Annotated in this window: 12 protein-coding genes; 6 read left to right on the forward strand and 6 right to left on the reverse strand. The window is 63.6% G+C overall.

Annotation, left to right across the window (positions count from 1 at the left end; genetic code table 11):
- The first annotated feature begins 3 nt into the window (after positions 1–3).
- On the forward strand, positions 4–213 hold the full coding sequence (locus tag H351_RS03565) for a hypothetical protein (RefSeq protein ID WP_019746112.1): 210 nt from the start codon (positions 4–6) through the stop codon (positions 211–213).
- A gap of 112 nt (positions 214–325) precedes the next feature.
- The gene (locus H351_RS03570) at positions 326–2,515 is read left to right on the forward strand and encodes a transglycosylase domain-containing protein (protein WP_019746111.1); all 2,190 of its coding nucleotides are present in this window, start codon (positions 326–328) and stop codon (positions 2,513–2,515) included.
- 24 nt (positions 2,516–2,539) lie between these two features.
- Here H351_RS03570 and H351_RS03575 read toward each other — a convergent pair whose 3' ends face one another.
- Together H351_RS03575 and H351_RS03580 are read right to left on the reverse strand one after the other, a co-directional pair.
- Entirely contained in the window at positions 2,540–3,838 is a 1,299-nt protein-coding gene (locus H351_RS03575) for a T3SS (YopN, CesT) and YbjN peptide-binding chaperone 1 (protein ID WP_029256758.1), read from the reverse strand.
- Positions 3,839–3,980: 142 nt separating this feature from the next.
- Positions 3,981–5,039, reverse strand: coding sequence for an SDR family oxidoreductase (locus tag H351_RS03580; RefSeq protein WP_029256757.1), 1,059 nt, complete (start codon positions 5,037–5,039; stop codon positions 3,981–3,983).
- A 91-nt stretch (positions 5,040–5,130) separates the two neighbouring features.
- On the opposite strand from H351_RS03580, the gene H351_RS03585 reads away from it, so the two are divergent.
- Positions 5,131–5,442 (forward strand): ArsR/SmtB family transcription factor, encoded by a 312-nt coding sequence (locus H351_RS03585; RefSeq protein WP_007735219.1) that lies wholly within the window; start codon positions 5,131–5,133, stop codon positions 5,440–5,442.
- A gap of 150 nt (positions 5,443–5,592) precedes the next feature.
- The gene (locus tag H351_RS03590; protein WP_029256756.1) at positions 5,593–6,984 is read left to right on the forward strand and encodes an amidase; all 1,392 of its coding nucleotides are present in this window, start codon (positions 5,593–5,595) and stop codon (positions 6,982–6,984) included.
- Here the strand turns inward: H351_RS03590 and H351_RS03595 are convergent.
- Complete coding sequence (locus H351_RS03595; protein WP_003946042.1) at positions 6,976–7,707, reverse strand: MBL fold metallo-hydrolase; 732 nt, start codon at positions 7,705–7,707, stop codon at positions 6,976–6,978. The genes H351_RS03590 and H351_RS03595 overlap by 9 nt on opposite strands.
- Positions 7,708–7,803: 96 nt before the next feature.
- Here H351_RS03595 and H351_RS03600 point away from each other — a divergent pair, with 96 nt between their 5' ends.
- Positions 7,804–8,349 (forward strand): ATP-binding protein, encoded by a 546-nt coding sequence (locus tag H351_RS03600; protein WP_029256755.1) that lies wholly within the window; start codon positions 7,804–7,806, stop codon positions 8,347–8,349.
- Here H351_RS03600 and H351_RS03605 read toward each other — a convergent pair.
- Genes H351_RS03605 through H351_RS03615 form a run of 3 tightly spaced genes read right to left on the reverse strand, consistent with a single transcriptional unit; the run spans position 8,317 to position 10,863 of the window.
- Entirely contained in the window at positions 8,317–8,976 is a 660-nt protein-coding gene (locus tag H351_RS03605; protein WP_029256754.1) for an enoyl-CoA hydratase-related protein, read from the reverse strand. The two genes, H351_RS03600 and H351_RS03605, sit on opposite strands and share 33 nt — an antisense overlap.
- Positions 8,973–9,632 (reverse strand): TetR/AcrR family transcriptional regulator, encoded by a 660-nt coding sequence (locus H351_RS03610; protein ID WP_029256753.1) that lies wholly within the window; start codon positions 9,630–9,632, stop codon positions 8,973–8,975. The genes H351_RS03605 and H351_RS03610 overlap by 4 nt, the downstream gene beginning before the upstream one ends.
- Before the next feature lie 43 nt (positions 9,633–9,675).
- Positions 9,676–10,863 (reverse strand): CaiB/BaiF CoA transferase family protein, encoded by a 1,188-nt coding sequence (locus tag H351_RS03615; RefSeq protein WP_020971408.1) that lies wholly within the window; start codon positions 10,861–10,863, stop codon positions 9,676–9,678.
- Between the two features lie 282 nt (positions 10,864–11,145).
- Between H351_RS03615 and H351_RS03620 the strand changes: the two genes are divergently transcribed.
- Positions 11,146–12,261 (forward strand): XdhC family protein, encoded by a 1,116-nt coding sequence (locus H351_RS03620; RefSeq protein WP_007735213.1) that lies wholly within the window; start codon positions 11,146–11,148, stop codon positions 12,259–12,261.
- Positions 12,262–12,281 lie beyond the last annotated feature (20 nt).

Raw genomic sequence — 12,281 nt, forward strand, 5'->3', positions numbered from 1 at the left:
TCGATGAGGCGGGCTTCGCGCGCCCAGCGCATGGAGCTGATTGCCGGCTTCATCTCGGTCTTCGCCCTCATGGCGTTGATCGGCGCTGTGGTCGCGATCGTCAAGGGCGACCCCGGCGTGATGCCGTCTTTGGTGCTGCTCGGTTGCGTCGTCGCTCTCGGGCTGGCGTTCCGCGGATATCGGAACGCGGTCCGAGCAGAACGTCGCGAGTAGCCAGCCCGGTAGGGTGACATTTCGGTATCGCAGTTGCCGGGAGTTATCTGATCGAGATATCACCCTGGTGGAATGGTGCCGGTAAGTCCGGATCCACGACCGGGAGTGTTGAGTGAGTCCATCGAACAGATCGAGTGCGACGGGTGGCGATCAGTCGTCGGCTCGATCGGGCAAGTCGGCTAATTCCCCACGGTCGAGCAAGTCGGCCAAGCCGGAGAAGAAGCAGCGCTCCAAGTGGCGGTACGTCCGGCGGACCATCTACGTTCTCGTGCTCCTGATGATCATCGTGCCTGCGTCGGTTTTTGCTGTCGCGTACAGCCGGACCGATGTCCCGCGCCCCTCGGACATGCAGACCAATCAGGTGTCCACCATCTACATGGCCGACGGCACGACCGTGCTCGGCAAGGTGGTGCCGGCGGAGGGAAACCGCACCGAGGTCGCGTTGTCGGCCATCCCGATTCACGTCCGCGATTCGGTGCTCTCGGCGGAGGATCGCAACTTCTACACCAACCCCGGCTTCTCGATCTCCGGATTTGCTCGCGCTGCCCGAGACAACGTGATGGGCAAGGAAAGCGCCGGCGGTGGCTCGACGATCACTCAGCAATACGTGAAGAACGTCTTGGTCGGTGACAAGCGCAGTATCGACAGGAAGCTGCGTGAGCTTGTCATCTCCGCCAAGATGGCGCGCGAATGGTCCAAGGACGACATTCTTGCCGCGTATCTCAACACCATCTACTTCGGTCGCGGTGCCTACGGCATCGCCGCCGCGTCGAACGCGTACTTCGACAAGCCGGTCAGTGAGCTGAGCGTCGAGGAAGGCGCAGTTCTCGCTTCCGTCATCCAGAGCCCGTCGTTCCTGGACCCCGAGACCAATCTGTCCGCGCTGCAAGCGCGCTGGGACTACGTTCTCAACGGCATGGTGGAACTGGGCAGCCTGACCAAGACGGATCGCGACGCGATGCAGTTCCCGGCTGTCGCCCCCGCCAATCGGCCGACCGATCTGAACCAGGCGCCCGGACCCGAAGGCCACATCAAGACTCAGGTACTCAAGGAACTGGCCGAGGCCGGTATCAGCGACCAGACGCTGAACACCGCTGGTCTGCAAATCACGACAACCATCGACCCGGTTGCGCAGGAAGCTGCGCTGGGCGCCGTCAAGCGGAATCTCGAGGGCGAGCCCGAAGACCTGCGGACCGCAGTAGTGTCCATCGACCCCAAGACCGGTGGCGTCGACGCCTATTACGGCGGTGACGACGGAGCGGGATTCGACTACGCCCAGGCGCCGCTGCAGACCGGTTCAGCGTTCAAGGTCTTCGGCCTGGTCGCAGCATTGATGGAAGACATTCCGCTGTCCGCACGGTTCGACAGTTCACCGCTCACGATCAACGGTGTGACCATCGGAAACGTCGGCGGCGAATCCTGTGGTCGATGCACCATCGCCGAGGCACTCAAGCGTTCGCTGAACACCAGCTTCTACCGGTTGATGCTCTCGATGGAGAACGGTGCCCAGAAGATCGCCGACGCCGCCCATCTGGCCGGCATCCCCGAACAGATTCCCGGACTCGACTACCCGACGCTCACACAGGAGGGTGGCCCGCCGGAGAACGGAATCGTGCTCGGCCAGTATCAGTCTCGTGTTATCGACATGGCATCCGCGTACGCGACGCTCGCCAACTCCGGTGTGTACCAGCAGCCGCACTTCATCCAGAAGGTCGTGACGGCCGAAGGTGAAGTCCTGCTCGATCGCCCGGTCTCTCCCGGTGAGCGTCGTCTCGATGCTGCCGTTGCCGACAACATCACGCAGGCAATGCTGCCGATCGCGTCGTACTCGAACGGTCACGCGCTCGCCGGTGGACGCCCGTCTGCTGCCAAGACCGGCACCGCGCAGTTGGGTGACACGGGGCAGAACAAGGATGCGTGGATGGTCGGTTACACGCCGTCGCTGTCCACCGCGGTGTGGATCGGAACTTCCGACGCGCAGGCCATCACCAACTCCTACGGCGGCTTGATCTACGGCTCCGGAGTGCCTGCGGACATTTGGAAGAGCACGATGGACGGCGCGTTGAAGGGCTCCGACTGGGAGAGCTTCCCGTGGCCCGATCCCATCGGCGGGCAGGCCGGCGTTCCCGCCAACTCCGGTGTGACCTCGGGTGATGGGACGGGCACACCCACGACGGGCGCGGCCGCTCCCCCAGCGCCCATCGAGGTGCCCGGCCTGCCGCCGATCGAAGTGCCGCAGCTTCCCCAGTTGCCGCGTCAGATCGAGATCTTGCCTGGCATCGTCATCCCGCTACCGGGCTGAGCCGCAGCGCTCGATTTCCGGCTCTCAGGCCTGATCGTCGAAGAGGCCGAGCTGGGTCGGCGCTGCATCCTTGGCGGGAAGTACAACGACGCGCAGTCCGCGCCTGAGGTTGCGGATCGCGTGCGTCCACGCGCGCTTTTCGCCCGCGCACAGGTCGGTGTCGTCGTCCTTGCGCCGGATGGACTCGGTCAACGCCTCGTGCCAGGCCGTCTCCTGCTCCTGGCTGATCCTCAGGTAGTCGAGAATGGTGTCGCGGTCGTGCTCACAGATCACGGCAACCTCTTCGGCGCTGAGCTCGCCCGTTCCGTCCGCGTCGAGTTCGAGGAGCGCCATGAGCGCCGGAGGAAATTCGTGGCACTCGTGTGATTCGTATTCGGCACCGGGATCTTCGTGCTCGGAGGCCATCCCGTCGTTGAAGGCGGTGTCTCCGGTAGCGCGAATGGGTTGCCCGCCCAGTTCTTCGGCGAGTTCGTCCGATGCTTCGGCCAATTCGGCGAACGAGCGCAGAGCCCGGAGGAGGTGCTCGGCGACGAAGGGTGCGCCGTCCACCCGCACAGCGCCCAGCACACTCTGCTCGACGAGAATGAGTTTGATGGTCGGCCACTGCCGATTGAGCTGGGCGAGAACAACAGCAGCGTTATCGAGGTTCTCCACCGAATGCACGACCCGCGAGAACACCTCCACGTACTCGTCGTCCTCGAGGACACGAACATAGGTGACCTGCTCACCGCGGACGAGCGGGATGTCGCCGTCGTCGTCACGCTTGGGTGGATGGCCGAGAAGGCGTTCGACGGCCCCGTCGACCAGGATCCGCAGCATGTCACCCGAACCCGAGGGAGCGTGCGACGGCGTCGTGGCGAACGCCGGCGTCGACTCGCGTCCACTGGTGCTGGCACGCAGGAATGACGGGTGCGCAATGCTCCACATCTCGCGGAAGACACGCAACACCTTTGTCACCAGTTCCTCGGGACGAGTGCGGTCGACGTCGATGTAGAAGGACATGGACCCGTTGCCCTCGGGCTCGTGCTCGCACAGATCGGGAGCGCTGAACCCCATGTCGAGCAGCGCTGAATGGTCTTCCGGTTCGAGCATCCGCAGTGGATGCAGAAACCTGTTGGAAGGGACTTCACAGCGCACGGAGGTCTGGTTCCACGCGAAGAACTGGATGCACGCGGGTGCGTCTGCCAGTTCGTCCATGCTGTCGTAATGCGACTCCACCACGAGAGTGTCGTCGTCCTCCATCACGGAGATGTAGCGAGCGAGATGAGTCTCGAAAGTAGTCCAGGCACTCAGGATTTCCAGATCGAAAGTATTGTCCGACATCGTCGCTCCTCTGGTCCGGGGGGCGCATGGGGCCCTACCGACGACTCGCCGAAACCCCTGCTTTTCAAACCCCGCCTACGACGGTAGTCCCGGGGTCCGACAGTGACAGTGTTCGTAGGATCCGAAGTGACGATGTTCGTAGTCAGGGGATTATCTTCCGAGCCTGCAGATTGGCGAAGATGTCGAGGAACATCGCTTCGGTGTCGACGTGGCGGTGAAATCCGAACCGCCGAGCTTTCGATCCGTCAGCGAAAAAGTCGTAGTCCCATCCGAATACGAAGTCACCGAACCCCCAGGACGAGACATCGGAATACGGGGTCCGAGCAAGTTGGTGTTCCTCGACGAGTTCATCCCACACCGACTCCTTGTCCGCCATTGCGACATCGAGGGACATCGGGAGCGGAGGTGCGGCGTCCATGTCGAAGAAGGCTGCGATCTTCGGCCACATCTCCTGCCAGCGAAACAGGTCGCCGTTGTTGATGTTGAACGCCTGATTTGCGCACTCGGGATTGGTCGCGGCCCAGACCGTTGCCTCGGCCAGGAGTCCGGCGTCGGTCATCTCGATCAAGCTGGTGTACGCGCCGGGTTTGCCGGGGAATCGGAGTGGGACACCCAGTTTCTTCGAGATGGTTGCGTAGACGGCGATGACCATCGCGAGGTTCATCGGGTTGCCCAATCCGAATCCGGAGACGACCGAGGGTCTGATCGCCGACCACGTCCACGACTTGCCGAGCTGCCTGCGTTCGAGGAACTGCTGTTGGTCGACGTTGAACTCGGGTGGCATGTGCGGTGGATCGCTCTCGCGGGCCGGAGTTTTGAACGGTCCGAGATGTGCCCCGTAAACCTTGTAGCCCTGCATCAGGCTGACGTGCTCGAGTCCGCCGGCAACGGGTTCGATGGCGTCGAGAGTGTTGACCAGCATCGCCAAGTTGGGCGGAACCAGCTCGGCCCATGTCGGGCGGTCTTGATAGGCGGCGTAGAAGACGTGGGTGACGTCGTCCAGTCCGCTCAGTGCCGCTGCAGTCCGGGAAGGATCGAGCAGGTCGACTGCGATGTGTTCGACCCGGTCGGTGTTCGTGCCGCCTCGGCGCGAGAGTCCGATGATCTTCCATTCGCCGGTTGATTCGAGGTGATCGATCAAGTTCCCACCGATCACACCTCGGGCTCCGACCACGAGTGCGACTTTATTGTGATGCACCATTTCAGCCTCCCATTGGAATATCGCGATGTTGCGATATAGGGAGTGAACCATATATATCGGCATTTCGCGATCTAGCGGTATGATCTCGAGCATGGAAGACGCAACAACCGAGTGGGAAACGGCGTTCAAGGCGCTGGCCAACCCGATGCGTGTACAAATCCTGCAGTGGTTGAAAGACCCCGGGAGCTTTCCCCCTCAGCTCGAGCCTGCCGAGGAGGTCGGAGTGTGCCTCAAGCACATACAAGCGAGGGCGAAGGTGTCGCAATCGACTGCGTCTCAGTACATGGCCGCACTCCAGGCCGCGGATCTGGTCACCACCACACGAATCGGCCAGTGGAGGCATTACAAACGAAACGAGCAACAGATCGAGAAGCTTGCTGCATTCATCAGGCAGGGCTTGTAGGTACCAGCACCTGACCGATCCCTCTGGAACCGCGGACGTTGTGGCAAAACCTCACATCGCCGGAGCCGTCGGTATGTGCATTGTGGTCGTTTCTCGGGTTGCTCGCGGTCCTTACGCTCGGCAGAGGAGTCCGGCGAGGAGAGGCATGCGATGAGTCGTGAGAGCTGGGTGGGCCGTGATGCCCGATCCATCGCCGAAGCCGTGCGGTCGGGTCAGGCGTCGGCGCGGACCGTCGTCGAAGATCATCTCGCACGGGTCGACGAATGCAACGGCGAACTCAACGCACTGGTCACCGTGTGCGCCGAGGAGTCTCTGGCGGCCGCGGACGACCTGGACGAGCGTCGCCTTCTCGGCGAGGCACTCGGCTCCCTTGCCGGGGTTCCGTTCACGGTCAAGGACTTGATCGCCACCGCCGGCGTGCGTACCACCGCGGGTTCTCGCACTCTGGCGGACAACGTCCCGGCCGTCGACGCCCCGGCCGTCGCCGCGTTCAAGGCTGCCGGCGCAATCCTGATCGGCAAGACCAACACCCCGGAATTCGGCGCGTGCGGCCTGACTCGCAACGAATTGTTCGGAACCACGGCCAGCCCGGTGCGACCGGACGGCGTCGTCCGGTCCCCCGGCGGATCGAGTGGCGGCGAGTCCGCGTCGGTTGCTGCCGGAATGAGCGTGCTCGGACTCGGTACGGATTTTGGTGGTTCGGTGCGTTGGCCCGCCCACTGCACCGGGCTCACTTCGGTTCGCCCGACGCTCGGCCGTATCGACCCTGAAGGGCAATACCCCGGCGTGCTTTCGGATGGACGGGTACTCGCCAATCCTGCGACGATGCACGGCACGATCCAGACCATCGGCCCACTGGCCCGCAACCTCGGTGATGCGACGCTTGCGCTGCGCGTCCTGTCGAAGCCGCATCTCGCGTGGACCGAGCCGGAGTCGGTCGACGTCGAACACCTCGACATCCGCTGGGCACCCGGCGAGGGAACCATGCCTGTCGACGAAGAAATCCTGGCGGCGGTTCGCTCGGCGGCGAACAGTCTGGATGCGAGCGAGTACGACGGTCTGGCTCTGCCGCGGGCTAACGTACTGTTCGGCGCGTTGCGATCGGTCGAGACTCACGCGGACATCCACTCTCTCGCAGCAGGTTCAGTGCACTCTTTCGACGCGGACATCACCGCCATGCTTGCGGCAGGCCATGATCGGAGTTCCGCCGAGGTGGAAGCGCTGTGGGCGGATCGCGCGGTGTTGATCACCGACTTCCTCGGCGAGGTGGGCGACGTCCTGATTCTGCCGGTTGCGTCGGTGCTCGCTCCGCCGCTCGGTGTGGAGAGCTTCGAGGTGGGCGGTCGCGAACTCACGTGGATGGACGCGCTCGCGAGTTGCCGGGCGATCAGTGTGCTCGGCCTTCCGTCGGTCGTGGTTCCGGTAGGACTCTCCCGCAATGGTTTACCGGTCGGAGTGCAAGTGGTGGCGCGGCCGTTCCACGAGCACGTTGCGCTGTCCGTGGCGGCGCGAATCACGTCGAACGCGCAAGCTTTAGTCTGACTTCCATCTTTCGGTTTCGGCTGCGAAACGTGTTGCGTACGAGTCGGCCAGGTCGTGAAGCGTGGTGACGCAGTCGCCGTAGTACGTGGGTGCATGCATGGTAGCCAGAATCCGCGGCTCGAGGTCGGCCAGGGCGCGGATCGTGGGTTCGAGATCCGGGGTGAGGCAGGTGGCGTGGCCCAAGTCCTCGGCTTCCAAAGCGGGACCGACGATTTCGTGCTCGGTAGTCGCGGGGTGGTGCCCGAACGCTGTGAAGAGGTCTCCGCAGAACAGCGTGGACGTCGTCTCCTCGAACATCAGGCCCGCGTCCCAACCGTGCGGGACGTGTGGGGTGTCGATGTGCCGGACTCGGCGGCTGCCGGTTTCCAGTACGTCGCCGTCCTGCAAGGGAAGTGGCGCCCGATCGGCCAGGTCGTTGACCTGAACGAAACACCCCATCGCGCCGTGCGCCACTTGTGCTTCGGGGGCCGCCGCAAGCCAGGAGTTCATGGACCCGCACTCGTCGGCCTCGACGTGACCGAACGTGATCCATTTCAGACGGTCGATGTCGATCAGCGTGGAGAGTGCGTCGGAAGCCGAGGTGAACAACGCTCGCTGCCCGGTGTGGAAGAGCAAGGGTTCCTCGCCGTCGACGAGAAACTGGTTCATCGTGAGGTTCGCTTCGTCCACGAAGGTCGACAGTCGGTAGATGTCCGGCGCGATTTCGGTGATCGTGGTGGTCATCGCTGTGCTCCGATCAGGGCAGTTGTGCACGTCAATCTGTCTTCTCCAGCCTTCTCGCCGCCCCGCGCCTGCACAAGGCTCTGGAATAGTGGAGGCGTGTTCGTACTACTGCTGACAGGCCCGCCGGGCGCGGGGAAGAGTTCCGTGCTGACCGCGCTTCACGATCGACTCGGCGAGGCCGGTGTGAGCAACGCGATGATCGAGGTGGACGAACTCGAGCGGTGCTACCCGCCGTTGGGGACCGAACGGGCAATCGCACATGTCGGGATGCTGTGCGCGTCGTACCGGGAAGCGGGGTATGAACTCCTCTTCCTCACGGCGACTGTCGAAGACGACGACTACGGGCATGCCTTGCTGGCCGCGACCGGCGCCGAGGGGCACCTGCTGGCGCGCCTCGAGGCCGATCCGGATACGTTGCGCACCAGAATCGTCGAACGTGAACCGGCCGGCTGGGCCGGGTTGGACGATCTGGTGGAAGCGTCACAACTGCTGGCCGGTTCGATGTCGACGCTCAGTGGGGTCGACGTGGTTCTGAGCACAGAAGGCCGCGATCCCGAAAGTGTTGCCGATGATCTGGAAGCGGCTCTGCGAGAACGCAGTCCAGCGCTCCTAGCTGTCGGTGTTCAGAGCGGTGACCACTGAAGCGAACATCGTCGATTTGATTGCCCCAAGTGTGCCCGCATTCTTCGGGCCGATCGGCGCAACCATTTCGATGGCCTTCGCGGTCAAAGCATCGACGGAAGCGGTGAAGTCCACCAAACCGGCTGCGAATGCGTCACTTCCGCCGTATCGCCGCCCCGTGGTCATGGCGACGATTGCCGACGCCGGGCTGAGCTTGGCCTGGATGAGAGCTGCCATTCCTTCGGTGAAGGGGATGTTGATGTCCACCTCCGGGAAGCAGTAGTAGCCGCGATCATCGCGCATGACGCGGTAATCGTGCGCGATGCCGAGCATGGCGCCCGCTCCGAAGGCGTGGCCGTTGATCGCCGCGACGGTGGGCATGGGGAACGTCAGCATCCGGGCGAACAGCGACTGCACCTGTTGCACATACCACTTCGCCTTGTCGCCGTTCGCGCCCAGCCAGTCGAGGTCGAGTCCGTTGGAGTAGAACTTGCCCGTCGCCGTGGTGACCAGGGCGTGTGCGCCTTCGCTCAGAGCCTGGTCGAGTAGCTGGTCGACGGAATCGAGCCAATCCGGCGAGAATCGATTCTCGTCCTCGCCGAGATCGAGAACGGCGATCTTGTCTTCGAAGCGCAGAGTTGCGGTCATGATTGGCCTTTCCTGTTGCGGAGCTTGGGCAGTGGTGGGTCGAGATGCAGAACCGCTCGAACGGCGGCATCCAACCGCGCGCGTGCTGCGGCGTCGGGGACTCGCCAACCGTCGGCGCGTTTGGCGGGATGAATGAGCAGTCCGGTAGGCAGGCCGACAACACAGGCTTCGATTGCTTCGACGGCTCGGCCGTCCTTGCGGCCCCAGAGCGCGGTCGACAACCGGATGAACAACTCGACCAGAGACCGGTCGAGTTGTGTGAGTTTCTCGGCGATGTCGGCGGGGACGTCGGTGCCGAGCAGTTCGTCGCGCTGAATCGTCAGCAGCAGCAACGCGGATTGTGGGTAGTCGAGCGCGAAGACGGCCGGAACTTCGGCGGCTGCGACGACGGCGGAAACCGCGGAGGTCGGCGATGGGTCCGCGAGAGCGTCGTCCACTCTCGATTGCTGAAGCGCGAGAAATCGTTGCGCGGCACGCAGCCACGCGCTACCGACCAGTCCACTGCGAGAGCCGAATGCGTGATAGATCGCCCCGTTGGATACACCGGTGGCGTCGGAGACCGCCCTGACCGTGACAGCGCTCGGCCCGGCAGTGGCGGCAAGTTTTTCGGCAGCGTCGAGCAGCGTGTCGAGATCGTGGACGCGTGGCCGAGGCATGAACGCACAGTAACAGAGCGTCTGCTCTGTTACTAGTGTGCGGTCAGATCACCGAATTTGCGCGAAGATCCTCGATCTCCTCCGGGCGCAGGCCGAAGTCGGTGAGTACGCCGTCGGCGTCACCGCCGAGAGTCATGGGTGGCGCATTCCTGACGGGAAGGGTCTTGCCGTCCACCCAGAACGGTCCGCGGACAACGGGAATCGATGTTCCGTCGGCGCTCTGGGTCTGCTCGACCATCTGCAATGCCTCGACCTGCGGGTCGGAGAACACCTGATCGATCGAATGAATCGGGCCGCAGGGGATTCCGGCACCGCGGATCTCGGCGATCCACTGTGCCGCGCCCTTCGTGGTCAGTAGGTCCTCGAGTTCTTTGGTCAGTTGGTCTCGGTGCGCCAAACGTTCTTTACCCGTGGCATATTCGGCACGGAAGGCGAGATCGGGGTCGCCGATAACCGAGCACAGCGCGATCCAGTGCTTGTCCGAGCCGGTGGCAATGTTGATCGGGAAGTCGGCAGTGTCGAAAGCGCCGTACGGCGTGATCGTCGGGTGCGTATTGCCGTTCGGCGTCGACACCCGCCCGGTGCTCAGGTAGTCCTGCGCCTGGAAGGTCATGATCGAGATCGCGGATTCCAGCAACGAGGTCTGCACGCGGTGCCCACGACCATCGCGTCCGCGCGAAGCCAACGCCGCCGTGATACCCAGCGCCGCGTAGATGCCCGAGACCGTGTCGATGATGGGGATACCGACCCGCATCGGGGTCTGTTCCCCGGCGCCGGTGACCGACATCAACCCGGACATGCCCTGGGCCACCTGATCGAGTCCGGGCGCGAACTGGTCCGGGCCCACCGGGCCGAAACCACTGATGCTCATCACGACGAGACCCGGATTCTCCTGCTCGAGCGAATCGGGATCGAGCCCCATGTCGGCCAGCACTCCCGGACGGAAGTTCTCGACCAGCACATCCGCGTCGAGGGCCAGGCTGCGAAGCAGTTTCCGCCCGCGGTCACTGCGCATGTCGATGGCGATCGACCTCTTGCCGCGGTTCACGGAAGCGAAGTAGAGGCTTCGATCGCCGTCGAACGGCGGCCACTGACGCGAACTGTCGCCGGAGCCACGGGTTTCGACCTTGACCACGTCGGCGCCGAAGTCCGAGAGCAGCGACGTGCACAGAGGGCCCGCGAGAGCGCGGGTGAGGTCGAGAACTTTGATACCGCTGAGCAATTGGTCCATGGGAGAAACCTCGGTTCTGTGGTGTGCAACGTCGCCCACTCGATCCGTCGCACCATCTGCGTGAATTACCGCTGCAGTGATCGTCGGAGAGGGGAAGAATGAAGGTCAGGCCTGCTTTCGGCTGGGCTCGGTGACAACACTGGTCGAGAGCGCACGGTGATGCGACGGCGACATTGCACAACTGCAGGGCCCGGATTTAGGCGCATTGTGTGACAGGCAGGATTGCGGTGGGCCGATACCGTGAACTCTCTACGGACGGCGATGCAAGCGGGAGGCGAGGCGATGCGCGACATTTCCACTCAGCTGGCGCAGTGGCACGCCCGCGGCGAGGATTTTGCACTGGCGACGGTTGTCCGTACCTGGCGATCCTCACCGCGCATGCCCGGTGCTTCGATGGCCGTCTCACGCTCCGGGGAGGTAGTCGGCAGCGTCTCGGGCGGGTGTATCGAGAGTGCACTGTACGAGATCGCCCAGGAGGTTCTCGCCGACGGCACCAGTCGCGTCGAGGTCTTCAGCGTCTCCGACGACGACGCCATCGGAGTAGGTCTGACCTGCGGCGGAACCATCGAAGTGTTCGTCCAGGCCGTCGGAGCCGATTTCGTCGAGTTCGGTCAGGTCTGTGAACGGATCGAAGCCGATACGCCCGTCGTCGTGGTCACCGAAGTGCGTCCGGGAGCGCCGGCGCGGCACCTCGTCGTCGAGCACGGCCGACGAAGCGGGGATCTGGATGCCACGGAGGACGAGGTCTCCATCCTGTTGCGCACGATGGACACCGGTGAGTCCGTAGCCTTTGTCGCGCCGGCGGGAACCCTCATCGATTCGCAGCACGACCTGCTGGTCGAGATCTTCGCGCCACTACCGCGGATGTACGTGTTCGGGGCCATCGACTTCGCGGCATCGATGTGTACGTTGGGCGCCTTTGCGGGTTACCGAGTGACCGTCGTGGACGCACGGCCGGTCTTCGCGACACGGGCGCGCTTTCCCGACGCCCACGATCTGGTCGTGATGTGGCCACACAAGTTCCTCGAAACCGCACCGATCGACAACAAAACCGTCCTGGCCGTGCTCACGCACGACGAGAAGTTCGACATCCCCTTGCTCGAGATCGCTCTGCGTTCGCCGGCTGCATACGTCGGCGCGATGGGAAGTCGTGCGACGCATGAGCGTCGGGTGGCGCTGTTGAAGGAGCGAGGCGTTACCGACGCCGAGTTGGGGCGTCTGCACTCACCGATCGGGTTGGATCTCGGCGCCAGGACGCCGGAGGAGACTGCAGTGTCGATCCTCGCCGAGATGACCAAGACCCTGCGCAATGCATCCGGTTTGGAACTGCGGGATCTGCAGGGGCCGATCCACCCGCCACCTCAGGAGAATCCGACCGCCCTGCATCGAACGGCCTGAGTCGACTGCGCTGAATTCGG

It is taken from the genome of Rhodococcus erythropolis R138 (assembly GCF_000696675.2).
Lineage (GTDB): Bacteria > Actinomycetota > Actinomycetes > Mycobacteriales > Mycobacteriaceae > Rhodococcus_F > Rhodococcus_F erythropolis.

Bases quoted from the DNA above. Each gene is read 5' to 3' on its own strand.
- H351_RS03565 (WP_019746112.1), top strand. From the start codon at position 4: ATGAGGCGGGCTTCGCGCGCCCAGCGCATGGAGCTGATTGCCGGCTTC.
- H351_RS03575 (WP_029256758.1), bottom strand. From the start codon at position 3,838: ATGTCGGACAATACTTTCGATCTGGAAATCCTGAGTGCCTGGACTACT.
- H351_RS03580 (WP_029256757.1), bottom strand. From the start codon at position 5,039: ATGGTGCATCACAATAAAGTCGCACTCGTGGTCGGAGCCCGAGGTGTG.
- H351_RS03585 (WP_007735219.1), top strand. From the start codon at position 5,131: ATGGAAGACGCAACAACCGAGTGGGAAACGGCGTTCAAGGCGCTGGCC.
- H351_RS03590 (WP_029256756.1), top strand. From the start codon at position 5,593: ATGAGTCGTGAGAGCTGGGTGGGCCGTGATGCCCGATCCATCGCCGAA.
- H351_RS03595 (WP_003946042.1), bottom strand. From the start codon at position 7,707: ATGACCACCACGATCACCGAAATCGCGCCGGACATCTACCGACTGTCG.
- H351_RS03605 (WP_029256754.1), bottom strand. From the start codon at position 8,976: ATGACCGCAACTCTGCGCTTCGAAGACAAGATCGCCGTTCTCGATCTC.
- H351_RS03610 (WP_029256753.1), bottom strand. From the start codon at position 9,632: ATGCCTCGGCCACGCGTCCACGATCTCGACACGCTGCTCGACGCTGCC.
- H351_RS03615 (WP_020971408.1), bottom strand. From the start codon at position 10,863: ATGGACCAATTGCTCAGCGGTATCAAAGTTCTCGACCTCACCCGCGCT.
- H351_RS03620 (WP_007735213.1), top strand. From the start codon at position 11,146: ATGCGCGACATTTCCACTCAGCTGGCGCAGTGGCACGCCCGCGGCGAG.